Below are 23,298 nucleotides of genomic sequence, written 5' to 3'. Positions count from 1 at the left end.
ACGGTAAGTTGATCACTCTGACTTACTGAATGCACTGACGATCCATCATCATACCATTTTTGGTTTTATACTATTAATTAGCAAAAAAGTGAAGAACAGGAGTAACTTCCCCTGTTCTTCACTTTTTTGACTTTATAGATGTGATCCCAATTTCAACCCCGCGAATGGTTCTGCCGTTTTCTTCCGGCAAGAGCAATTGTCATCGGTATCATAAACATGGTGTAAAGCCCGAGCACATACATGCTGAAAGTAAAGGCACTTGTGTAATTCCGCATATTTGTCTGAGAGACGCCATCCGCAATCAGCTTCTCCTCCCCACTTCCAGCCACGGCAACATTCGTGCAGCCTGCTGCTACCGACTGCCCACCCCCGCTTCCTGCCGAAAGGCATTCACGCAGTCCGGCCAGTGCTCCTTCCCCCTGCTCTTCCGTCAAGGCGTAGGCCGCCAAGTTCTGCCGAAGCTGCAGTTCAGTACGGGCTTCCGCTTGGCCTGCGTAATGACCGAGGGAGCTCATCCAGACGATGCCAATAAGACCGATGCCGATGGCTGAGGCCAGCTGCATGCCAGTTGTCAGAATACCGGAGGCCGAACCGATATCCTGCTTCTCCACCTTGGAGAGCACGACATTGGTCAGCGGTGAGGCAACAAAGCCCTGTCCAGCCCCGAGCAGCGTCAAAGCCGGGAGCCACAGCCACACATTCGGCGACCAGCCGGTTGCCCAGACTGAAAATCCAAGCGCCAGATATCCTATGAAGGTCATAACCGCACCGACCGTAAGCACATAAGCCCCGATTCTGCCCGCCAGCTTCGGCGACAGCAGCGAAGCCAGGAAGTAGGCAAGCCCCAGCGGCAGAATGATCAGGCCGGATTTCAGGGCGGTGAAGCCGTGACCCATTTGCAGCAGGTAGGCCATGATCAGAAAAAAGGCGGACTGGGCGGTTATCATCAGAAAGATAACCGCCAGCCCCAGGCTGAAAGACTTTTGTCCGAACAGCCTGACGTTCATAAACGGCCGCCGCCCGCTGGCAAGCAACCTGCGCTGCGTCCATACAAACACCGCCAGAACAGGAACCGACAGGATCAGACTAATGATGAGCAGCGCCGGCCATCCCAGCTTCTGGCCCTGCACCAGCGGATATACGAGCAGCAGCAGTCCGGCAGCGGCAATGGCCGCGCCGTACCAGTCCATCCGCGTGCGGTCGGTATCCCGGGATTCCGAAACGAACGGAACCATGAACAGGAGCACCAATCCGATTGGCACATTAAAGAAGAATACAAGCCGCCAGTCCAGCGACCAGGGATTCCAGGCCAGCAATAAACCACCGATCAATTGACCGGTGGAAGCGGCCAATCCCTGCGCAGCCCCGTACAAGCCGAAAATCATGCCCCTTCTCTCGGGCGGATACTGCGCCTGAATAAGCGACAGCACCTGCGGCGAGATCAGCGCTGCACTGAGGCCCTGAAGCACACGAATCGCAATGAGCATTCCACTGCTATTCGCTATTCCGCACAACAATGACGTGAGCGTAAATCCGGCGATCCCGATAAGCAGCATTCTCCGCCGTCCATATCTGTCGCCCAGCCTGCCACCGATAATCAAGGCTACAGCATAAGCCAGCGTATAGGCCGATACGACAAGCTGAACATCGTAAAAGTCGGCATGCAGGCCGCGCTGAATAGACGGAGTCGCCACATTAACGATGAAAATGTTGGCCACTGCCATAAAAACGGACAGCAGCATGACGGCCAGCATAAGACGCGGCCTCTGACGCGGCTCGGCTGCCGTCGCCGCAGGAGGCACAGGTATGGAATCGTTCCTTTGGTTCATAGTATTGCATCCTCCTTCAGAATCCGGATGATTTGACAGCAGCCGGAATCTCCCTTTAGAATAAATGAGACAGATCTGTCTCATTCGGACAGTAACCACATGATACAGACAGATCTGTCTCATGTCAACAGATAATTTATCTATAATCAGGAAACAGGTGATCAGCTTGCCGAAGAAAGAATCCGCCAAAGAGCGAATTTTAAGTGTGGCTTTCGATTTATTTTATAAAGAAGGTATACGAGTGGTTGGTATTGACCGGATTATCGAGGAGTCGGGCGTTGCCAAAGCCAGCTTTTACCGCAATTTCCCCACCAAGGACCATCTGATTGTCGCCTATTTGGAGCGGCGTTCCGAGGTCCGCTTGGAAGCTATTGAAGAAGTCAAGCGGCAGTTCCCGAACTCTCCCAAGCAACAGCTCTATGCTCTTCTGGAAGAATTGGTTGAACGGATGAAGAGCTCTCATTATCGCGGCTGTTCATTTATGAACGCCATCGTTGAGTTTCCGGATGAGGAGCATCCCGGACACCAGGCAGCCATGGTGAGCCGCCACAAGATCTGGGAACAAGTGGAAGACATTGTCCGCCAGGCTGGCGCACGCGATCCCGTCCAGCTCACCTATCAGCTCCAGCTGCTGAAAGAAGGTGCCATGATGAGCGGATACATGGATAAGGATGCTTATCATCCGGATTATTTCCTCGACGCCTGTAAGGTGCTGATCGAGGGTCAGCTACCTTCCTGATCTATGTGCACTTGCTCTACCGCAGAAATGTCGTTGTGACTACTGTGCCTTATCATTTGCAGAAATAAATTTGATAGAAACGGTCTTAGCGAGTTTTCTCCTAAGGCCGTTTCGGTTGCCTGCAGCACGCAAAGTCCTATGATTTATAGTGCAGTCTGGTTCTGAGAATGGATATAATATAAGTGGGTAGTTAAAAGCTGATCGTCAGGAGGAGATCTAATGGAAAAACAACCAAATCCTTCTTTCCGCAGAAGTCTAATAGAGCTTTTGAGAAAAAGTGGGATGGACCCGAAACGAGTGATTTTGGAATTCGATTCTTCTGAAAGAGAGGTTATTGAATTCCGTCCCGATTTACCACAAGGCCTACAAGCTGTTTTAAAGGCAAGAGGAAGTCTTACAGAGGAGCAGTTAAAGGGTATTGAGGAAAGCGTGAAGGAATCCAGGGAAAGTTGGGATTAAAATAGGATATCTATTTGATACTAATGCGGCTATAGCCCTTCATCGACAAGCAGCTGAGCTAAACGCCATAATTGATGACGCGGTTCGTCTAGGAGAAGAGATCAGCTTTTCAGTTATAACAAAGTCTGAATTTATAGCGGGTCTCCCGCTTAATACCAAACTTGAAGACGTACCTTTTCTTATGGGAGAGTTTATAAACGTCAATTCTCATATCGCTGTCAAGGCAGGCAGGATACGCAGGGAGCAAAAAGATTTACACGGACGGAAGTTGAAAACTCCTGATGCACTGATACTTGCTACCGCTATAGAATATAATTTAGTTTTGGTAACTTCAGATCGTGATTTACAATTTGCAAAGAAAGATTATGGTGTTCAGGTGATTGATTTTAGTGATGGGGCCTGAATATCCTTTAATTCCAATTACCAGGACACAAATAACGCCCTACTGACTCCACAAGGAGGATGAAGGGCGTTTATTTGTTCCATCCGGTATTTTCGTCCCATAATCCTGTACATTAGATACAGAAAATAAAGTGAACTGATCAAAGAGATCATCAGCCTGAAGAGTGTGTCTCTAGTGGAGGTCTACCCTGAAATGGAAAAAACAGTTGCCTCTTTTCGTGATTTATAATAATGTTAATTCGTAAATATATTTGTATATCAATATACATACGGAAGGATGGTTTATTAATGAAACAAAGTAAAAAAACTGCTTTGGTTTTGCTATCCTGCCTGACCGCGGCCGGCAGCAGTATCGTCAATGGAACTGCCGCTGCCTCTCCTGCCGCACAAACGGGTGCCGATTCATCGCTCACTATTGAAAGCGTTGTCAATAAGACGGATACAATCCCTTCTTTCTCCGAAGTCACTGTTCATGATCCTTCTGTCATTAAAAGCGGAGATTCCTTCTACGTCTTTGGTTCCCATCTGGCCTCCGCAAAAACACAGGATCTGATGCACTGGCAGCAAATCTCCACTGTCGTCGACAACAATAACCCGCTCATTCCCAATGTTTTCGAGGAGCTTGGTGAAACGTTCGAATGGGCGCAAAGCAATACATTATGGGCTGCTGACGTCATCCAACTGGCGGACGGGAAATACTACATGTATTATAACGCCTGCAAGGGGGACTCCCCACGATCGGCCATGGGTATTGCGGTCGCCGATCGCCCGGAGGGGCCCTACAAGGATACGGGCATTATCTTAAAGTCCGGCATGTGGGATGACATCAGTGAAGATGGAACCATTTACGATGCGACCATTCACCCGAATGTCGTCGATCCGGACGTCTTCTTCGATAAGAACGGCAAGCTGTGGATGGTGTACGGATCGTATTCAGGCGGCATTTTTATTATGGAAATGGACCCGCAAACCGGCAAGCCGCTTCCCGGCCAAGGATACGGCAAAAAACTGCTGGGCGGCAACCACAGTCGGATCGAAGCCCCTTATATTGTGTATAATCCGCAAACGGACTACTATTATCTGTACCTGTCCTTTGGCGGATTGGATGCAGTCGGGGGCTATAACATCAGGGTTGCACGATCCAAGAGCCCGGACGGCCCTTATGTAGACTCGGCAGGTAAGGATATGATCAACGCCAAAGGCGCGGACGGCACCTTCTTCGACGATGCTGCGATTGCTCCGTACGGGGCCAAGCTCATTGGCAATTTTAAATTTACCGCCCTCGCTGGAGAGAAATACACAGAGCAGGGTTATGTATCTCCAGGCCACAACTCCGTATATGTCGACCCGAAAAGCGGCGAAACGTTCATCTTCTTCCATACCCGCTTCCCTGGGCGTGGAGAAGAACATCAGGTCCGCGTGCATCGAGTCATGATGAATGAAGACGGATGGCCGGTCATCGCGCCTCACCGCTATGCCGGTGAGACAGAAACCTCCGTTCAGCCCAAGGAGATTGCAGGGGTATATAAATACGTGAATCACGGCAGGGATATATCGGCAGACATCAAGTCTGCCACAGCAATCGAGCTAAACAAGAACGGCACAGTCACAGGGACCGTGTCGGGAACATGGAACAAGAACGGTAAAAACAACGTCACCCTCACATTGAACGGAACGGCTTATAAAGGAAAGTTCCTGCGTCAATGGGACAGCGGCGCTCAAAGCTACGTTATGACCTTCTCGGCCCTGTCCGGAGACGGTACTGCCATCTGGGGAAGTCATGCGCTGAGTAAGTAAAGTGACGTCAAAACGGACCTGTATTCCACATCCGAGTGTGGTATACAGGTCCATTTACTTTACAACTAAAAACACTTCACTTATAAATCGGAGAATGTGGTGGTATTTTTCTAAAGACTTGATTTGTAACGGCATCTTAGTACAATAGTTTTATGACTACTCAAAAAATAACAAGTGATGAGCTCAGAGTCAAAATATTCAAAGCATTAGCTGATGAAACAAGATTGGAAATCATACGAGCTCTATACGTCGGCAAGAAGGAAATGAATTGCGGAGAAATAGGAAACATTCGCGATACTTCTAAATCGAATACTTCGTATCACTTGCGTACTTTGAAGGAGGCGAAATTAATCAACGTACGAAAAGATGCCCAAGCAAAGTATACGAGTCTCGATTTGGAAACATTTCAAACTTATTTACCTGGATTTCTGGATACGCTGTAGAAGGAAATCTCTTTTTTTCTTCATTAGTTCAATGATCATTGAACTTTAGAACAAAAATGAAAAGGGTGGATACCATGTTAAGATTAACAATCTTATTATTTCTCATCATGTTTGTCATCGGCACGGATACTTTTTTGATTTCTCCGCTCATCCCCACGCTTCAACAGTTGTTTCATATCCCGACCGAATCCGCAGGTTGGATGGTCGGAGCCTATGCTTTAGGTTATGCCCTATTCGCGCTGATTGCCGGACCGCTTTCCGATGGTTGGGATCGCAAAAAGGTCATGCTTTCCGGCATGGTATGCTTCTCGGTTTCAACCCTGTTATGCGGCTTTGCCACAGGTTTTTGGTCGATGTTCTTATTCCGTTTTTTAGCCGGAGTCAGCGCGGCATTTACGGCTCCTCAAGTTTGGGCCTCGATCCCTGCCCTGTTCCCAACGCCAAAGATCGCCAAAGTATCCGGAATCGTCATGGCCGCCGTGGCTGCTTCCCAAGCATTCGGCATCCCTATTGGAAGTCTGCTTGCCTCCATCCAATGGTCTTATTCTTTTTTTACAATCGGAACATCCGCATTATTCGTGGCAATATTCATCTACTATGCTATGCCCGAAGTGAAACCGGATCAAGGCCAAATCACCAAATCTCCTATTTTCAGTAGATACATCCCGCTATTGAACAGTTCAATGGCGAGAAGAGCTTTCTTCGCTCATTTCTTATTTCAATGCGGATTCTTTGCCGCCTTCTCTTTCATCGGAAAATGGGTGACGGATCGTTTTCACCTTTCGATCGATCAAGCGGGATATTTGATGTTTTTTCTTGGTCTCGGGAATATAGTCGGGAGCCTCTGCGGTGCCTATGTGATCAAAACATTAAACCGTTTCAACACGCTGGTCGCGGGCTTTCTTGTCTCTATTGCATGTTTTATTGTTTTGCCCCACTTGCGATCGGTTGCGGCCTTCGAAAGTGTTTACTTTTTCATATTCGTTACCATGGGAATCGCTTTTCCACTCATATTGGGACTTCTGAATTCATTAAATCCGGCCATACGCGGCACGATCTCCAGCTTGGCCAATTCAATTATGTACGCTGCGACAACGCTCGGTTCTTGGATCGCAGGCCTGATTTACGCGACTTTTAACGGTTTTTCCGCCGTAGGCATGTTTGCGGCTATATGCTTTGCAGGTTCGTTGTTATTGTTTATATTCAGCGGTATCTTGGCCAGTGATGCGAAAACAAAGAAGGAGTTTGCAGCATAAATGCAAAGAAGAAGTTCAAATGGATATTTTAAATCTATCGAAATTCAACATCCTAAGTATTGATGAGAATGAATTCGATTTTCTAATTCAAGTGATGGCGAACTCTCTACCTTTGACTTGCCCTCATTGTGGATGTGCAGCCAACCTTTACAAACACGATAGCAGGGAACAAATCTGTATGGACTTACCTATTCACGGCAAGCGTGTAGAGCTTCTTATAAAGCGTCAGAGGTATCGCTGCAGAGACTGCAATCGAACCTTTTGGGAACACCTACACCACACCATAGACGAGAAGCGAAACTGCACCAAACGTTTATTGTGTTATATAGAGAAGCAAAGCCTTAAACGCACGTTTGTCAGTATATCCGAGGAAGTTGGATTGCATGAGAAAACAATACGTAACATCTTTCGTGATTACATCAAACGTCTTAAAGAAACTTTTCGATTTGAAACACCTAATTGGCTTGGGATTGACGAAATACACATGATTAAGCCAAGATGCGTGCTAACCAATATTGCGGAACGTACTTTGCTGGACATTTTGCCCAATCGTAACAAGGAATCCGTTGCAGGCTATCTCTCACGCCTTCCAAATAGAGGACAAATACAATACGTTACTATGGATATGTGGCAACCCTATAAGGACGCCGTGAGATCTGTACTGCCAAAAGCTCTGATCATCGTCGATAAGTTTCACGTTGTCCGTATGGCAAACCAAGCGTTAGAAACCATCCGTAAACAGCATAGAGAGGGGTTATCACCGAAGGAACGGCGTGGACTCATGAACGACCGCTTTATTCTCTTGAAACGTCATAATGAGCTAACAGAGATGGATAAGATAACTCTTGACCTATGGACGAATAATCACCCTTCTCTCAGCATTGCATATAACCTGAAGGAATCATTTTTTGACATATGGAATAGCGGCAGCAGACAAAAGGCTTACCTCGAATACTGCGATTGGAAAGCCAAGATTCCAGATGAACTCCTAATGGCTTTTGAGCCTCTTACAAAAGCTATGGACAACTGGGAAGAAGAGATATTCTCCTACTTCGACCACCCCGTCACGAACGCTTATACAGAGTCAATGAATTGCCTTATCCGTCTCATTAACCGGTTGGGTAGGGGTTATTCATTTGAAGCTTTGCGAGCCGAAATTCTCTTTACTGACGGGCCCGAAAAGAAACGTAAGCCAAAAAATCAGCGGCGGATCGATACCTGCGTACTGGAAGAAAACTTTCCAAAAATCAAAATGCCACCTTGTGAAACGGAAGAACCAATTCTGCTTGGTGTTGATATTTCCGCTTTGATTGAGAGATTGGAGAAGGGCGTTTCATAGCCCTTTTCCAACATAACTTCCGAATACCCTTATTTTGTTGTAATTGCACAGAAGAGACAGCGCTCTGTAGAAATCAGAACACTGTCTCTTTTTTAATTATACCATTCTTTGTACCTTAACCGATTTTCGGATAACCAGTTCGGTTCCCATATAGATCAATTTTTCTTCAGTTGAAGGTGACTGGATCAGCTCCAGGATATGGGACGCTCCTGCTGCGCTGATCTGTTCGATGGGTCTCTTCACCGTCGTCAGCGGCGGGGTCATATACTGCGAATATCCGATATCATCGAAGCCAACGATGGAAATATCCTCAGGCACCCTCATGCCCTGCTCGAACACCGCATTCATGGCACCTATGGCCATATCATCATTGGAGCAAAAAACCGCAGTAGGCGGTTCCGCCAGCGCGAGCAGCCGCTTCATTGCCTCGCTTCCGCTTTCGGTATCATACTGGCCTGCAACCATGTATTCATTGTGGATCGGCAGCTGATGCTCTACCAATGCTTTTACGAACCCGTCTCTTCTCCGCTGTGAAGACTTGAACCCTTCCCTGCCTTCTATTAATGCCACCCTGCTATGCCCGCATTCTATAAGGTACGAAACAGCATGATAGGCACCTTCCAAATCGTTTGAAATGATATTAATCAATCCCTCGCCCGAGACTTGGCGGTTCAGAACAACAAGCGGGATGCCCTGCTGAAGCACATGGTCAATGAAAGGGTTGTCCTTTTCGCTCTGGCTCATCAATAGAATGCCGTCAAACCGCCTGCCATGGATGGAAGAAAAATCGCCGAACTCATCGATTCCGCGCACAAACAGGTTAAAATGCGTATCAATAACGGAGTTCACTCCCCTGATCGTATCTGCAAAAAAGCTGGAAGACGTTCCACGCGAAATGCTGGTAAAGAATAAGCCGATCGTATGGGAACGCTGCATCACAAGGCTTTTGGCATTGTAATTCGGAGTGTAATTTAACTGCTCAGCCAGCTCCAAAATTTTGCGTTTGGTCTCCTCTTTGATCAATGGGCTGTTGTTCAGCGCCCTGGATACCGTTGTATGGGATACGTTGGCCAGTCTGGCGATATCTTTAATTGTGGCTGCCATTTTTGCACCTTCTTTACCGTTCGTATTAGCGTATATCACAACAATACCATAATAGGAGTACGCTCCAAAAGCACAGATTGATGATTTGCTCAACCTCTTCTATGGGGACGGAGCCCCCTATTGACGGGATTCCAACTGATCAATGCGTTCTACAGCTTCTTCAAAGTCATTGTCGAGCATTCGCATATGCCCTTTCAACTGGCGGAAGTTGCTTTTCGTGTTCCTGCGAATGTGTACAGCTCATCGGTTACGGCATTCAGCTTCTCATTTTGTGCCTCTACCTTGCCTTGTAGTTTATGTACATCCATAGCCATGCCGTCTAGCTTTGCATCGGTTTCTTCTTGACGGTCGCTAATCGCACGGCTGATTGGGATCAGCTCTTTCTGTCCTTCTTCAAGAGCTTCGATCTTCCGGAGGATCAAGTCGAGTTTATCCATGCACCCTGTCTCCCTATTTTTTTATTTTCCACTTAAATTCAGCATATCACAGCCTCGGAACCCCTGCTTCTTAAACAAATACGGGTAGTATCAGCTACGCTGGTTACTACCCCAAACACAAAAGAAAAAAAGGTCAAGAACGTGGGCAGCTTCCACCTGTTCTTGACCTTTTATGCTCGTTACATCATCTGTAGATTAGGAACTGCAGCCCTCGCATTCATAATATTGATTGGTGGCGTCCAATGTTTTCAGCAGCTTGCCCACAATCACATCATCCATGTCCGCAAACTCCAGATCGGCGATGCGCTCGTGAACGGCCGCCTTTGCCTGCTCCTCGGTTTCAGCCACCCAGCTGAATTCTCCTTTGTAGCCGGTAGATTTCAATTCATATTCAAAAAGATAACGGGTCATCCCGGTTCCCCTCCTATGTAGTCTATTCTAATAGTAAGTTTTTTTTCTTACTTTCAAAAAGATACACGGAATCGGCACATTCTGCAACAATACTAATAAATCAGATGGAGCCAAGTATCCCACTATTTGTTTCGTTTGCTCCACATTTTCTCCCGAACTTGTTCTAAATCGTGCAGCAAGTCGTTTTCGTTGATTCCTCTAGCCTTGGCTTCCTTCGCCATCGAATCTAAAAATTCGCGTAACGCGACCACATTTGATTTTGTAATGACAATCTTGTCGCTTTCGTCCTCAATAAAGTTCACTCACTGCTCCCCCCTTTTAAATCCGTTCCCCCAAACACTTCAATCATGATCAAGGCCCCCAGCCGAAAGCCTTCTGTATACGCAGCAGCTGAGTATATGGATGTCGATTGTCCCAACAATTCGATTAAATTCTCCAACTCATCATATTCTTCCGGTGAAAGCTTCTTGTGATAGGCATCCATTAACGAAGAAATCTTTTGGTCAAGGCTGAGATATTCAGAATTTGCAGGGAGTATGCATTCGTTAGGTCTGAGATCTCCATAGAACAGCTTTTCCAAAACAATTCCCATAATTCTCCTCCTATTTATTGCAATTATGGAACTCCCGGACATAGTGGGGCCCCGCTGTCATATCATACATCATCAGATCACAACACATTGTATTTTAGCGATATAATCACTAAAAAATATTTGTTTATATCCTTAATGCGGAGGAAGTCCGAATACAGTTAATGAAAATACAAATCAGAATACTGAAATGACGAAAGGAGAATTAGGATGTTCGACATTCAAGTAAATGAACGCGGACAAATAACAATCCCCAAAGAGCTTCGTGAAAGGTCTAATATTAACCCCCGCGACAACCTGAAAATTGACATTGATAAACAAGGTCGTTTGATCTTGTATAAAAAGGATTTGCTGGACGATCTGGAGGATTTGATTAAACGAGATCTGATTAACGAAGGATATTCCGAAAAAGACTTTGCCGAAAAAATCCCTGAACGCAAGAAAGAATTAGCCGAAGCTCTTATGAATGCCGTTATGGAGTCCGAGGAGCAGTATGAACAGGGCGAGCTTACTTCGCTGCAGGATTTGAAAAAGGAGCTTAACGACGAGGGCTACTTATAATGTACCAATTATTTGTCACCAACCAAGCCAAAAAAGATTTGAAGCGACTGGATAGACCGATCATTAAGATTGTTCTCAGTATATTGGATGATATTGCAGAAAACCCCCATGCCGGTGAGCCACTCCACGGCGACTTGTCGCACTTGAAAAAATGGTCTTTTACTCACCTGGGTATCGGTTACCGCTGGCATACTTGGAGGACCAAGTCCATTCTTTGAGGAGTTCATCAGAGAACGTATAATTGTATCTTTGTTTATTTATTGCATAAATAATTTATTAGATTAATCATTTACGTAATGAATCCAATTGTTTCGGTTTCATTCCCTTCACTCAAGCAGTATACTGGTTTGTAAATTGTGGATTTTCTAAAAAGGAGAATGCAGATTCATGCCATCCATACGCATAGATCGCAAAGCTTTACGAAGGTTTCTTCTTCATACCCAGCATCTGCTGCCGGCTCCATCCTCTTTGCCTGTAACGGAAACACCTTCCTCGCACACCGTTCTGCACATGATTCGTTCCCTGGTAGCCGTACAATTGGACCCGGTATCTGCCGTAGCTCCCAATCAGCACCTCGTGTTGGCAGCCCGAATGGCGGGGTATCAGCCGAAGATGCTCGAAGAACTGCTGGCCGAGCATAAAGTGTTCGAGTATCTGGCTAACGCGGCCTGCGTGATACCGATGGAGGATTATCCACTTTACGAGCCTGTCCGCGAACGGAGGCGCAATGCAGTACAGGACAGATTGAAGGATATGGAACCGGTCGCACAAGCCGTGCTTGCCCGTCTGCAGGCCGAAGGCCCTCTCCCCTCCCGTGCCTTTCAATCTGGCGCCAAGGTGACGGGCTATTGGGAAAATCCGAACGACATTCCGAGAACCAAAGATACGTCCCATGCACTAACGCTGCTTGTGGATGCAGGTATCGTGCGAGTGGTTGGGCGCAAAGGCACGGAGCGTTTTTTTGCATTGACGGATATGACCGTTCCTAACGAGCTGCTGCAGAAAGCTGCATCATTCGACCCCGCGGACGTCCGCAGCAAGCTGTTGGACAAATACATACGGGCTTACAGAGTGTTCGACGCACAAGACCCCCGCCTTGGCTGGGTTAAATCGTCCGCATCCGAGCGAAAAAGCTGGATCGAATCCCGCCTTCAAGCGGGGCAGCTTGCGGCCCTGGAGATTGAGGATGTAGCAAGGCCGTATTACATGCCTGCCGCCGATGTGGAGATGCTGCAGGAGTTTTCCGGCCAATCCGCAGCAGGTGGAAATGAAGGCTCTCCGGTGATCTTTTTGCCGCCTCTGGACAACCTGTTATGGCGCAGGGAACGCCTGGCCGACCTGTTCGGCTTTCATTACAGATGGGAAATCTACACCCCGGCTGTCAAACGGCGTTATGGCTACTACGCGATGCCGATTCTGCATGGGGACGAATTGATCGGCAGAATGGACCCCCGCCTTGACCGCAAAAGCAGTACGTTAAGTGTTCCTCTATTGCAGCTGGATGAGCATATCCAGATGACGGATGAACTGGTTGAGGCCCTGCGCGGCGGTCTGGTCCGTTTTGCAGCTTCTTTTCAGGCAGAGCATATCACAGTGGAAAGAACAGAACCGTCGGCTTTGAAAGAAATGCTGTCCATATAACCGAGTTTCGAGCTTGTTATAAACGGGCAATCGACAGTAGAATCATATTGAAGCTGCAGGAAGAGCAGGTTATATAGGAGATACCGTCCAGGACAGGAGGACAACATGTACAACTACGAATGGGAGCAACTTCAAAACAAACTGCCGAAATGGGTGGAAGAGAGCCGCGGGCAGCATGTTCACGGCAAGGTCGCCGCTTATATTCCCGAGCTGTCCAAAGCCCCAAAGGATGCGCTTGGAATTACGATTATGGATGGCAGAGGAAATACGATCACTTCCGGTGACTGCAGCTGTATTTTTACACTGCAAAGTATTTCCAAAGTATTTACACTCATCCTGGCCTTGATGGATAACGGCGAGAGTCTCGTATTTTCCAAGGTAGGCATGGAGCCGACAGGAGACCGCTTTAACTCTATGCTTAAGCTGGAGCTGGTGGAGCCCGGTATTCCCTTTAATCCGTTCATCAACGCAGGCGCGATCGCCGTCTCTTCCCTGATTGCCGGCAACAGCATTGAGGAAAGATACGCGCGGATTTTGCAATTTTTCAGACTGCTCGCTCATAATGAGCGGATGGACTTCGACCAAGAAGTATACGAATCAGAATCGGCAACAGGTCACCTGAACCGCTCGCTCGCTTATTTTCTAATGGAAAAAGGGATTTTAAGAGGCAAGGTTGAGGACGTGCTGGAGGTATACTTCCGCCATTGCTCCATTAACGCCACCTGTGCCGATCTTGCCCGTATGGGCCTGGTTCTCGCTTATAACGGTTACGATCCGATCCGAAATGAGCAGCTGATCCCGCGCCGCTATGTGCAGATTGCCAAGACGTTCATGACCACCTGCGGGATGTACGATGCGTCTGGCCATTTTGCCATTCAGGTCGGGCTGCCCGCGAAGAGCGGCGTGTCCGGCGGCATATTGACGATGGTACCCGGACGTTACGGCATCGGCGTTGTTGGACCGGCTCTGAACCGGATGGGTAACAGCACGACAGGTGTGCATCTGCTGGAGACGCTGTCGCGGGAGCTGGATTGGAGCATGTTCTGACCGATACAGCAAAAAAGTATCCCTTCAAACCTGTCATCCGGTTGAGGGATACTTTTTTTCGTTTAAATGTTGAATTATCCGTTGGATTTGGATTCCAGCTTGATCCCGATATTAAACGGGTCCTTTACAAACAGGGCGCCATCCCGTTGTGTAACGGAATAACCGCTCTCGGTTAACCGAGTGACGACTGCATCCAGCTCCTTTTGATCAGGCAGCCGCAGTGTAAAATAGTCAATACCCGCAGCATTTTCGGGCACTGGCGGTACGCCCACCCCTGCCCACGTATTCAATCCGATATGATGGTGATAACCGCCAGCCGAGACGAACAAAGCCATGGAGCCGTAAAAGGCTGTAATATCGAATCCCAACAAGTTGACATAAAATTGCTCCGCAGCCTTCAAATCCGATACATGGAAATGGACGTGCCCAATGACCGTACCCGCAGGCAGGCCTGCCCACTGCAAATGCTCGGAGGCCGCCAGCAGCCCCTCTACATCCACCGGATCGGTACCCATCACATAATGGCCGCTGCTGTCGCGCTTCCAGGTTTCACGGGGCCGGTCGGCGTAAATTTCAATGCCATTATTATCCGGATCGTTCAGATACAGAGCTTCGCTGACCAGATGGTCCCCTTGTCCCACCGGAATGTTATGATGGATCAGGTTGCGGACAACCAGGCCGAGCGATGCGCGGTCAGGAACAAGGATGGCAAAATGGTACAAGCCCGCTCCGGAACGCTCCGGCAGCACAAGCGCGTCTTCGATTTCCCGGAGAATCAGCAGCGGGTGGACCCCGTCGGCCGTCAGCTCGGCCTGGCTTCCCTCCTGCTTCAGCACTTTGAGACCGATAACCTCAGTATAAAACGTAATGGACCGCTCCAAATTTTTAATTTTCAGACTCACGAGACCAATATCCGTTGCCGGATGAATTTGCGGTTTCATAGCTTTTCTGCCTCCATTTGGTATACATAATTTTTATTACGTAGCTATATTAAATTTCAATCTTAATACTTAAAGTATCTCTGTGTGACAAAATTACCATCTTACTATTAGAAAGTCAATTATTTTTTTGCTACAATCAATAAAAGTTTAGTATTATAAATAATAGATCGGAGGGGATACAGCATGGAAATCGGCGTAAATATCAGAGCAGCCCGCAGGCAAAAAAACATGTCCATTCAGCAGCTGTGTGAAAAAACAGGATTATCTCAGGGATTTATGAGCCAGGTTGAGAACGATAAGACGTCGCCCTCCCTTTCTACTTTAAACAGTATTGCCGAAGCGCTAGAGGTGCCACTCGCATTTCTACTGCTGCAAAAAAACGAACGTATGCGTATTACGCGCAAGGACGAACGTCGGAAAACGATTTATGGCAAAAACAATTTTCATGTCGAGCACTTAAACGATCAGGGAAGTGTGAAAATGATGCTGGTGGAAATGCCGCCAGGCGCTGCAACGGAGGAGGCTCATTCGCATCCGGGGGATGAAATCCATTATGTCATGCAGGGAACGCTGCGCATCAGGCAGGGGCAGGACTCGGCGGTTGTATATGCAGGGGATACGTTCAGCTGGAAAGCCTGTTTCCCCCATTATGCGGAAAATATCGGAGATGAGACGGCGATCGTATTGATCTCAATTCATAGGGAATCGGCCCAGTGAAATGTATGGATGACCAAAAAAGCTCTGCTTACCATAGTGGTTAGCAGAGCTTTCACCCTAATTCCAAACACTTGGGAATTACTCCGTTTTATCCTCTGATGCAGACTTCTTGACAGTCAATGTTTTATTGGAATTATCCCAAATCAGTTCACCGCCAAAAGCCTTGACCAGGGGTCTGACCTGCACATAAGCCCTTCCATCTACCAGCAGAGTATCTTGCAGCTCGCGGCCGTTAATGTTTGCTTTTTTCGTGCTATTGTCAAAAGAACACGCAAAACCAAACACCTCGCCAAGCTTGGTCAGTTTTACATATGTGGTGTTATTAAGCAATTGGCCGGTATCCTTGTCAGTTTCGTAATAAACAGTGATTTCCTTGGTGAGTTCCTGCACATCTGATTCTAGCTTGTCGTATTGATAAAGATTATGAGCATCCATAATGGCAATCAGCTTATCTGCATACCTGATATCCGTGGCATACCCGCAGGCTTGGACAGCTTTGGCAGCTTCTTCGCCGCGTTTACCGACCACAGGCTTGTATTTGTCTTTGTCCCACGAAACGCCCTTCAAAAACATATTGGCTTTCGCCTCAACGCAAGCCCCCCAGCTGCTGTACATGGCAAAGGATGCGTCAATGGTGTATTCGGAGCCATCCGACCTTTGTTCCTTGGTTGGCATGACGATGCTGCCTGCATCACCTTTCCCCTTGATTCCAAAGAGATTATTTGCTTTCTTGGTCAGACCGCTGTTTCCGTCTGCGCTCTCAAGACATCCCTGGGCAATCGTTAAAGCTGCGGAAATATTCGTTTTCTTCATGCAATCCACGGCATATGGGGCTAATTTCTCGATAAATTGCTTTCGTGTAAGGCTCACTTCTCGCTCACATCCCCTTTTTCCATATTTCCGTCTGTCCCCTCAGCACTCCCCCGCTTGGCAGATCACTGGCGGAACCAGCTCGTCCGGTTTACCGACATTTTCATTGGTGATCAAGAGCAAGTTCGCGATACAGAAAATCATTTCTCGAAAAAATGAGAATCCCAAGGCATCCTCACCTATATCATATTAAGGACTCCCGTGAACGGTTCCGAGGGCACAAAAATAGCACGCTTTGTATCAGCGTGCTTACTACTGTATAGGATGGAGACAGGATCACTTTTTATTTTTCGTCCAATATGAAGTGTATTTCAGAAAGTATCAAGCCTTGTGCTCATAAGCAGCATTAAGCGTTCTCACCAGTTCGGGCAGCCACTCAGCCAGTGATAAAAAACGGCAGCCTGCCAAACGCGCCTTCGTTGTATCCATATACCAGGACTCCGGAATGCCAAACGGGGACATATCTTTTTCATCGGTTTCAGCTACGATCTTGGCCTTATGGCCTGTAATTTCCTCAATAATGGAGATCACATCACCTATCGCCGCCGTACCGTCCGAGCATGCGTTTACCGGACCCGTCAAGTCGGATTGCCCCAGCCAATACAGGAAATCAGCAGCTTCGTCGGAACGGATGAACGAAATAAGCGCCTGCGGATTAGGAATGCCAATCGGAACGCCCTGGCGGACGTGCTCAATATGGAAATGAAGCCTTCTCGTATAATCGTCCTCTCCCAATACAATGGGAAACCGGACCGCGCTCACCGGAAAAGCAGCCTCCTGCATGAACACGGCCTCTCCCAGCCTTTTGCCTTCCTGATAGGAAAAATCGCCTGCATCGCCATATTGCAGCGGATATGTATACGGATCAAACATGTTTTCAGTCAGCGCATGGGGATTGAAATCGTAAACAGACAGGCTGGAAGTCAGTATATATTTTTGCACTCTGCCCGCTAAGATTTTACTGGCCTCCAAAGCCTCATTCGGAGAAAAACATATATTATCATAGACCACATCCCACTCCCCTTTTCCCAAAGCGGCAGACAGACTGCCGGCATCCGTCCGGTCCGCTTCCAGGCGGGTGATCCTGCCACCGAAGGAATCCGGTGTAAGCCCCCTTGTTACGATGGTTACCTCGCACTGTTCATCCTGCAGCAAACGCTCGACCAATCTTTTACCGAAAAAACGGGTTCCTCCCAATACAAGCACCTTAGTCATCTCCAGCTACCTCCTTGTTCTAACGGGTATACTCTCCCTGAAAATGGAACTGCTAGAGACAGTTTAACACTCTACGCCAAAATTGTCGTTCCCTAATCAAATCTGTACAGAATAGTTCGGCTATTACGGACAACACGAAAAAAAGAGCCGATGCCGGCTCTTCCTGAATCCTGCTTCTCCATTATTTCGCGGCTGGCTCGGCTTGCCTGCTGCACAGCCCGGCCGCCTTCTGCACGGAACGGACGATGCTGCCGTAACCTGTGCAGCGGCACAGATTGCCGCACAGCGCCTCCTCGATCTCTTCCTGCGAAGGCGAGGGATTGCGGTCAAGCAGCGCTTTGGTCGACATGATCATGCCCGGGGTGCAATAGCCGCATTGAAAGCCGCCCTCTTCCACAAACGCCTGCTGAATGGGATGAAGATTGCCCATCGTTTCACCATGATCTTGCAGTTGCTCACTATCCGGCATCAAGCCTTCAATAGTCGTAATCCGGCGCCCCTCGCATTGGTAGGCCATCAGTAGACAGGCGTTGGCTGCCTCCCCGTCAAGCAGCACCATGCAGGCTCCGCAGCGGCCCACTTCACAGGAGATTTTCGTCCCAGTCATGTTCAAATCCGTTCGCAAAATATCCAGCAGCCTTCTTGCCGGAGGAACCTGCAGCTCGATGGGCACTCCGTTAATTACGGCATGCCAAGTATAATTTTGATCGTTCATCAGCGCTCCGCTCCTTCCTTGACCGCCAGCTCAACCGGACGAATCAGCAGCTCCCGGTTCACCGGCAGTCTGTTGACCCACACGCCTGTCGCCTGATGAATGGCGGCGGCCATAGCCGGGGCCAGCGCAACGGAGCCGACCTCCCCGATGCCCCGCGGCCCGAATGGATCGCCTTCAGGGAGGTCCTGAATGGCTTCAACCTCCAGCGAAGTATGGATATCGCTGATCGTCGGAATGATGTACGTGTCCAGATTGGGTGTCAGGTAACGACCGCCCGCCATAACCGCATCTTCGGTCAGAGTAAAGCCGAGCGCCATAACGCTGCCCCCTTCAATCTGCCCAAGGTAGCCCATCGGATTGATGACCGGACCGGCCGCTACCACATGCTTCGTATCGAGCAGCTTGACCTCCCCGCTCAGCGTGTTCACTTCCACCTCGGTAATGACGGCTGCATAGGTATATAAATAATGGCCGCCGACGACGTGATCCGGCGTGGTCGGATAATCAAATTTGGTATCAAATATAAGCTCTTCTTCAGCCGCAGCTGCGATTTGGGCATAAGTAACAAGAGGAACAACGTCAGGAACCTCGTTGAAACCTTCGTCCGCTCCATACTCCATGGACATCTCCCATACTCCCTCCGGCCCAGTAACCAGATGTTCCTCCGGAATGCCGCTGAGTGCGGAGGCAATAGCCTTGATTTTGCTTATAAAGGGAACTTTAAGCCTTTGCAGCGCCATCCACGCCATCGTCGTGGACCTTGAGGCTGTGCTGGAGCCGCTGTGGGGCACCTTGTCCGTATCCCCGATGACAATGTTGATATCCGCTGCCGTACAGCCGAAAATATCCATCAGTATGATCTCAAGTGTAGCGACAAGCCCTTGCCCGAACTCCTCATAGCTGAAGGCTGCTTCAATTTTGCCCTCCGTGGTCAGCGACAACCTGCCCCCGGCCGGATCGGGTATACCGTAGCCAAGCCCCGCACCGTGCATGGCGATCGCGGCTCCAATTCCTCTTTTGATCCAAGGCGGGTTATCCTCCAGCATCAGGTTGTGCTTACGCTGCCAAAGCTCCGCTCTCTCTACGGCGTCCCAAACCTGTGCCAATCCTTCTGTCTGCAGGATACGCTGTCCAAGCGGACCGGGGTCCGAGCTTGCGCGCAGATTGATGCGGCGGAATTCCCATGGATCCATCTCCAGTCTTTCTGCCAGCCGGTCCATCTGCCCCTCCATTGCGAAAATCGCCTGGTTGCCGCCGAATCCCCTGAATTCCCCGGATACCCCGTTGTTCGTATAAACGGACACCCCTTCAATATTCACATGGGGGATGTTATAGGGACCCATGCTGTGTTCTGTCGCAAAATTCAGCACCGGCGCCCCCAGGGTGGCATAAGCTCCGGTATCCGCCGTGATCCGGACCTGATGGGCAATCAGCTTCCCGTCGGCATCCGTTCCAGTCCGCATCTCGATCTTCATGGGATGGCGTTTTAACCCGGCCCGAACGGATTCCTTGCGCGAGTTGTGCATTTTGACCGGACGTTTGCAGCGCAGCGCCAGCAGCGAGCCGTAAGGCTGCACATTCAGCTCATCCTTGCCGCCGAACGAGCCGCCGATAGGACTGGAGACAACGCGGATCGACTCCTCCGGCATGTCAAGAATACGGGACAGCTGCATTCTGTCTTTATAGCCGTGCTGTGTCGCGGCATATACAGTCAGGCGGCCATCCACTTCCGGTACGAACAGGCCGCCCTCGGTTTCCATATACGTATGCATCTGGCGCGGAGTGCAGTAAGTCTCCTCCACAATGTAAGCGCAGGAACAGAAAGCCTCTTCCGCCGAGCCTCTTTTCACTTCCGTCCGATGAAGGACGTTGCCCTGCGGATGCAGGCTGATCGCATCCGGCGCAAGCGCCGCTTCGGGGGAATCCATTACCGGCAGCTCTTCGTATTCCACAGCGATCAGCTGCAGCGCGGCTTCGGCAATTTGTGGAGTTTCGGCCGCAACAGCCGCAATGGCATCCCCTGTATAACGCACGACCGTATCGCAGAACACCGGCTGATCCGGTGTGGCGATGCCAAACAGATTCAGCCCCGGCACATCGCGATGGGTCAGGACGGCATGCACTCCTTCAAGCCGCTCCGCCGCGGACGTGTCCAGCGAAAGGATGCGCGCATGCGGAACCATGCTGCGCAGTACGCGTCCGTATAACATGCCGGGAAGCGACAGATCCGTTAAATACTGCAGCTTTCCCGCCACCTTATCCGGACCGTCCGGGCGTGGATACCAGCGCTTTCCGCTGTTTTCACGATTCAGCAGCATGTGACCACTTCCTTTCCTAATCATGGCTTATATGCTTATACAGCTCTGCGGCCAGCAGATTGCCTGCTGTCATGGCACGGTATTCCGCCGCAGCAAACGCGTCTGTGAAGGTAATAAATTCATCTTTCACCGTCCGGGCGAGCAGCGAAAGATTCGTGATCCCCTTAAGCAGCAAGGCCTCGGAGCGTGCAAGTCTCATGGCGATGCCTGATCCTCCGCCTGCCGCTGCATATACACTGCTCCAGCCTTCGCTGCCGGCAGGCCTGCCCATGAACGCAACGCTCACCAGGGAAGGGGTGAATGCTTCACGTCTGCCGATTTTACGGAACAACGTGACCTCATCACCGGAAGGTACGGGAATAAACACCCGCTGCAGGATGGCCCCCTGCCGGTGCGTGCCCTGACGCACCGTCTCCAGCCAATCTTCGATGGCGATCCGGACAGTCCCGTCTTCCGTATGCCATTCCAGCTGTGCCTGAGAGACGAGCAGAGCGGGGATGGAGTCCCCGATACCTGAAGCGATATTGCCGCCGAGAGTAGCCGTCGTCCGGATCGAAGGAGCACCGATCCGCCGTGCCGCTTCCGCCAGCAGCGGGGCGCTTGCAGCCACAAGCGGGCTGCGGCAGCATTCGGCCAAGCTGGTCATGGCCCCGATGGACAGCACGCCATCCTCAAGTCTTATTCCATGCATGGCGCGGATACCCTGCAGCGATACGATTTGCTGCGGCAGCGGAACGGTATCTCCCTCCCATTGGGTGCGCAAAAGGGTTCCGCCCGCAACGTAGCAGGCGATTCCTTCCGCAGAGCTTTTCCAATGCATCGCTTCCTCGACGGCTGCAGGAAGCCGAACAGCAGGCAGCGGGCGAATTGCAAAACTTCCATTGCTCATGTTCCTTCGGCCTCCTTCTTACTAATGAAATCGAAATCCTCAAGCGTATCTGCGTCGAGGAATACATGTGAGGGCATGGAAATCCTCACACCTTGCACCATGGAGCTGTTAATCAAAGCGCCTGCCCCCTGGTCCCCTTCAAGCGATTGCAGCCTGTCGAACAAGCTGCGGGCCAGCAGTATGGGCGGCTTGGCCTTCCCCTGATCGGAGGCCGCGATGTAATCCGCTTGCCGGTTTGATGCAAATCGCTCCAGCAGTGTGTTGATATGCTCGCTCTTTACGAAAGGCTGGTCACCGAGCAAAATCAACGCGGCGTCGCTCCGGACGGCTTCCGCTGCCCGGATGCCGCATCTGAGCGAGTGTGCAAGCCCTTTGTCCGCATCGGGACAAACGATGTAGCGGATTCGCTCCGGTGCAGTCTGGGCGTCATGTGCCCTTTGCAGCCATAGCGGCGGCTGCTTTGTTCGTCCGACGACCAGAATGGCATCGAGCCGGGAGGCCAGCGCCGCTTGCAGCACCCGAGCAGCCAGGCTGCTTCCGTCCGCGAGCGGCAGGGCAAGCTTGTCACAGCCCATCCGCGAGCTGCGTCCGGCCGCGAGCACTAATCCGGCTGCGTTCATAGCGCGCTCCTCCTTTCGGCAGTCCAAGCTGCTTTCCGCGCCGGACGGCGATCAGCTCGGCCGCAATGCTGACGGCGATCTCTTCCGGCCCGTCTGCGCCAATGGCGAGCCCGACCGGCGAATACAGCGCCGCAGGCAGGGCCAGTTCCTCGGTCAGCCGTGCCGTGCGGTCCCTAGAGCCCATAATGCCGAGATAAGCGCAAGCGGTGCCCTGCAGCAGAGCGAGAAATTCCTTCTCCCGCTGGAATTGATGGCTCATCAGCAGCACATAATCACCGCTGCGGATATGCAGCAGGGCAAAGAGCTCAGCCGGAAACCCGCAGACCAGCTCCGCCCCGGGAAAACGCTCCGCCGTCAGCAGCGCCTTCCGCCAGTCCGCGACCGTGACCCGAAAGCCGGCCCCTGCCGCAAGACGACATACAGGCACGGCATCCTCCCCTGCACCCACAATAATCAGTCGCGGTTTGGGCTCATAAGCACGTGAGTATACTTCCGGCCAAGGCGAGTTCTTCTGCACATCTGCAGCTGCTCCCAGCTCATATTCCACCGTACCGGAGTCCCACTTATAACGGCGGGTAAGCATAACGCGCTCGGATTCAAGGAAGCGGATATGCATCTCATGCATCACCTGCTCCAGTGTTCCCGTTACAGGCTCCAGCACAATATGCAGCAAGCCTCCGCAGCCAATATTTTCGCCCCAGGAGAGGTCATCCTCCGGCCGCATGTCATAAGGGACACGTTGGATTTTTCCGGAGCGCAGCACCATTTCCGCCCATGCCAGCAGATCGCTCTCCAGACATCCCGGACTGATGCTGCCCCAGATGGAGCCCTGCTCGCCGAGCAGCATGGAAGCTCCCTCCTTACGATAAGCATGCCCGTCAACGCATAAGACGGTAGCCAGCACTTTGCGTTCCTTGCTGTTCACCGCCGCCGCACATAAGTCCGCCATTTCCATCGGT

At 50.2% G+C, this 23,298-nt stretch carries 26 protein-coding genes; 12 read left to right on the top strand and 14 right to left on the bottom strand.

The window, feature by feature from the left end; genetic code table 11:
* Window positions 1-152: 152 nt before the first annotated feature.
* Window positions 153-1,829, bottom strand: coding sequence for an MFS transporter (locus tag ACE5KN_RS14730; protein ID WP_375523894.1), 1,677 nt, complete (start codon window positions 1,827-1,829; stop codon window positions 153-155).
* A gap of 166 nt (window positions 1,830-1,995) precedes the next feature.
* Here ACE5KN_RS14730 and ACE5KN_RS14725 point away from each other — a divergent pair, with 166 nt between their 5' ends.
* The 7 genes from ACE5KN_RS14725 (at window position 1,996) to ACE5KN_RS14695 (ending at window position 8,264) form a co-directional block, all read left to right on the top strand.
* The gene (locus ACE5KN_RS14725; RefSeq protein ID WP_375533097.1) at window positions 1,996-2,568 is read left to right on the top strand and encodes a TetR/AcrR family transcriptional regulator; all 573 of its coding nucleotides are present in this window, start codon (window positions 1,996-1,998) and stop codon (window positions 2,566-2,568) included.
* A 219-nt stretch (window positions 2,569-2,787) separates the two neighbouring features.
* A complete protein-coding gene (locus tag ACE5KN_RS14720; RefSeq protein ID WP_375523892.1) occupies window positions 2,788-3,027 on the top strand; it encodes a hypothetical protein in 240 nt (79 codons plus the stop codon).
* Window positions 3,023-3,430, top strand: coding sequence for a PIN domain-containing protein (locus tag ACE5KN_RS14715; protein WP_375524017.1), 408 nt, complete (start codon window positions 3,023-3,025; stop codon window positions 3,428-3,430). The genes ACE5KN_RS14720 and ACE5KN_RS14715 overlap by 5 nt, the downstream gene beginning before the upstream one ends.
* A 287-nt stretch (window positions 3,431-3,717) precedes the next feature.
* The gene (gene abnB / locus ACE5KN_RS14710) at window positions 3,718-5,226 is read left to right on the top strand and encodes an arabinan endo-1,5-alpha-L-arabinosidase AbnB (RefSeq protein WP_375523891.1); all 1,509 of its coding nucleotides are present in this window, start codon (window positions 3,718-3,720) and stop codon (window positions 5,224-5,226) included.
* A gap of 152 nt (window positions 5,227-5,378) precedes the next feature.
* The gene (locus ACE5KN_RS14705) at window positions 5,379-5,669 is read left to right on the top strand and encodes an ArsR/SmtB family transcription factor (RefSeq protein WP_375523890.1); all 291 of its coding nucleotides are present in this window, start codon (window positions 5,379-5,381) and stop codon (window positions 5,667-5,669) included.
* A gap of 74 nt (window positions 5,670-5,743) precedes the next feature.
* Window positions 5,744-6,925, top strand: coding sequence for an MFS transporter (locus tag ACE5KN_RS14700; protein ID WP_375523889.1), 1,182 nt, complete (start codon window positions 5,744-5,746; stop codon window positions 6,923-6,925).
* Window positions 6,926-6,944: 19 nt separating this feature from the next.
* Window positions 6,945-8,264 carry an ISL3 family transposase gene (locus ACE5KN_RS14695; protein WP_375523888.1) on the top strand — a complete coding sequence of 440 codons (1,320 nt, stop codon included), beginning with the start codon at window positions 6,945-6,947 and terminating at the stop codon, window positions 8,262-8,264.
* Between the two features lie 96 nt (window positions 8,265-8,360).
* Here the strand turns inward: ACE5KN_RS14695 and ACE5KN_RS14690 are convergent, their stop codons facing one another.
* From ACE5KN_RS14690 to ACE5KN_RS14670, 5 genes are all read right to left on the bottom strand, one after another.
* Complete coding sequence (locus tag ACE5KN_RS14690; protein WP_375523887.1) at window positions 8,361-9,368, bottom strand: LacI family DNA-binding transcriptional regulator; 1,008 nt, start codon at window positions 9,366-9,368, stop codon at window positions 8,361-8,363.
* Window positions 9,369-9,562: 194 nt separating this feature from the next.
* Window positions 9,563-9,805: a hypothetical protein gene (locus tag ACE5KN_RS14685; protein ID WP_375523886.1), complete on the bottom strand. Its 243-nt coding sequence runs from the start codon at window positions 9,803-9,805 to the stop codon at window positions 9,563-9,565.
* 195 nt (window positions 9,806-10,000) lie between these two features.
* Entirely contained in the window at window positions 10,001-10,216 is a 216-nt protein-coding gene (locus tag ACE5KN_RS14680; RefSeq protein WP_375523885.1) for a hypothetical protein, read from the bottom strand.
* Window positions 10,217-10,338: 122 nt separating this feature from the next.
* Window positions 10,339-10,518: an AbrB/MazE/SpoVT family DNA-binding domain-containing protein gene (locus ACE5KN_RS14675; RefSeq protein WP_375523884.1), complete on the bottom strand. Its 180-nt coding sequence runs from the start codon at window positions 10,516-10,518 to the stop codon at window positions 10,339-10,341.
* Window positions 10,515-10,808, bottom strand: a complete 294-nt coding sequence (locus ACE5KN_RS14670) for a DUF6809 family protein (protein WP_375523883.1) — start codon at window positions 10,806-10,808, stop codon at window positions 10,515-10,517. Before ACE5KN_RS14670 ends, ACE5KN_RS14675 begins: the two co-directional genes overlap by 4 nt.
* A 207-nt stretch (window positions 10,809-11,015) precedes the next feature.
* Between ACE5KN_RS14670 and ACE5KN_RS14665 the strand changes: the two genes are divergently transcribed.
* From ACE5KN_RS14665 to glsA, 4 genes are all read left to right on the top strand, one after another.
* Complete coding sequence (locus ACE5KN_RS14665) at window positions 11,016-11,366, top strand: AbrB/MazE/SpoVT family DNA-binding domain-containing protein (protein ID WP_375523882.1); 351 nt, start codon at window positions 11,016-11,018, stop codon at window positions 11,364-11,366.
* Complete coding sequence (locus ACE5KN_RS14660) at window positions 11,366-11,584, top strand: type II toxin-antitoxin system RelE family toxin (RefSeq protein ID WP_375523881.1); 219 nt, start codon at window positions 11,366-11,368, stop codon at window positions 11,582-11,584. The genes ACE5KN_RS14665 and ACE5KN_RS14660 overlap by 1 nt, the downstream gene beginning before the upstream one ends.
* A gap of 169 nt (window positions 11,585-11,753) precedes the next feature.
* Window positions 11,754-13,007, top strand: a complete 1,254-nt coding sequence (locus ACE5KN_RS14655) for a winged helix-turn-helix domain-containing protein (RefSeq protein WP_375523880.1) — start codon at window positions 11,754-11,756, stop codon at window positions 13,005-13,007.
* 105 nt (window positions 13,008-13,112) lie between these two features.
* Window positions 13,113-14,054 (top strand): glutaminase A, encoded by a 942-nt coding sequence (glsA, locus tag ACE5KN_RS14650; protein WP_375523879.1) that lies wholly within the window; start codon window positions 13,113-13,115, stop codon window positions 14,052-14,054.
* Between the two features lie 74 nt (window positions 14,055-14,128).
* Here the strand turns inward: glsA and ACE5KN_RS14645 are convergent, their stop codons facing one another.
* The gene (locus tag ACE5KN_RS14645) at window positions 14,129-14,995 is read right to left on the bottom strand and encodes a VOC family protein (RefSeq protein WP_375523878.1); all 867 of its coding nucleotides are present in this window, start codon (window positions 14,993-14,995) and stop codon (window positions 14,129-14,131) included.
* 183 nt (window positions 14,996-15,178) lie between these two features.
* Here ACE5KN_RS14645 and ACE5KN_RS14640 point away from each other — a divergent pair, with 183 nt between their 5' ends.
* Window positions 15,179-15,712: a helix-turn-helix domain-containing protein gene (locus ACE5KN_RS14640; RefSeq protein ID WP_375523877.1), complete on the top strand. Its 534-nt coding sequence runs from the start codon at window positions 15,179-15,181 to the stop codon at window positions 15,710-15,712.
* 78 nt (window positions 15,713-15,790) lie between these two features.
* Here the strand turns inward: ACE5KN_RS14640 and ACE5KN_RS14635 are convergent, their stop codons facing one another.
* The 7 genes from ACE5KN_RS14635 to ACE5KN_RS14605 all read right to left on the bottom strand — a co-directional run bounded on the left by ACE5KN_RS14635 (window position 15,791) and on the right by ACE5KN_RS14605 (window position 23,294).
* The gene (locus tag ACE5KN_RS14635; protein ID WP_375523876.1) at window positions 15,791-16,582 is read right to left on the bottom strand and encodes a glucosaminidase domain-containing protein; all 792 of its coding nucleotides are present in this window, start codon (window positions 16,580-16,582) and stop codon (window positions 15,791-15,793) included.
* A 321-nt stretch (window positions 16,583-16,903) separates the two neighbouring features.
* Window positions 16,904-17,797 (bottom strand): NAD-dependent epimerase/dehydratase family protein, encoded by an 894-nt coding sequence (locus tag ACE5KN_RS14630; RefSeq protein WP_375523875.1) that lies wholly within the window; start codon window positions 17,795-17,797, stop codon window positions 16,904-16,906.
* A gap of 181 nt (window positions 17,798-17,978) precedes the next feature.
* Window positions 17,979-18,512 carry a (2Fe-2S)-binding protein gene (locus tag ACE5KN_RS14625; protein ID WP_375523874.1) on the bottom strand — a complete coding sequence of 178 codons (534 nt, stop codon included), beginning with the start codon at window positions 18,510-18,512 and terminating at the stop codon, window positions 17,979-17,981.
* Window positions 18,512-20,830 carry a xanthine dehydrogenase subunit D gene (gene pucD / locus ACE5KN_RS14620; RefSeq protein ID WP_375523873.1) on the bottom strand — a complete coding sequence of 773 codons (2,319 nt, stop codon included), beginning with the start codon at window positions 20,828-20,830 and terminating at the stop codon, window positions 18,512-18,514. The genes ACE5KN_RS14625 and pucD overlap by 1 nt, the downstream gene beginning before the upstream one ends.
* 16 nt (window positions 20,831-20,846) lie before the next feature.
* The gene (locus ACE5KN_RS14615) at window positions 20,847-21,719 is read right to left on the bottom strand and encodes an FAD binding domain-containing protein (protein ID WP_375523872.1); all 873 of its coding nucleotides are present in this window, start codon (window positions 21,717-21,719) and stop codon (window positions 20,847-20,849) included.
* Complete coding sequence (locus tag ACE5KN_RS14610) at window positions 21,716-22,339, bottom strand: nucleotidyltransferase family protein (RefSeq protein WP_375523871.1); 624 nt, start codon at window positions 22,337-22,339, stop codon at window positions 21,716-21,718. The genes ACE5KN_RS14615 and ACE5KN_RS14610 overlap by 4 nt, the downstream gene beginning before the upstream one ends.
* Window positions 22,284-23,294: an XdhC family protein gene (locus ACE5KN_RS14605; protein ID WP_375523870.1), complete on the bottom strand. Its 1,011-nt coding sequence runs from the start codon at window positions 23,292-23,294 to the stop codon at window positions 22,284-22,286. Before ACE5KN_RS14605 ends, ACE5KN_RS14610 begins: the two co-directional genes overlap by 56 nt.
* Between the last annotated feature and the right edge of the window lie 4 nt (window positions 23,295-23,298).

Source organism: Paenibacillus terreus (assembly GCF_042138595.1).
GTDB lineage: Bacteria > Bacillota > Bacilli > Paenibacillales > Paenibacillaceae > Paenibacillus > Paenibacillus terreus.
Note: the sequence above shows the minus strand (reverse complement) of the source record. Positions and strands in the feature narration are given on the sequence as shown.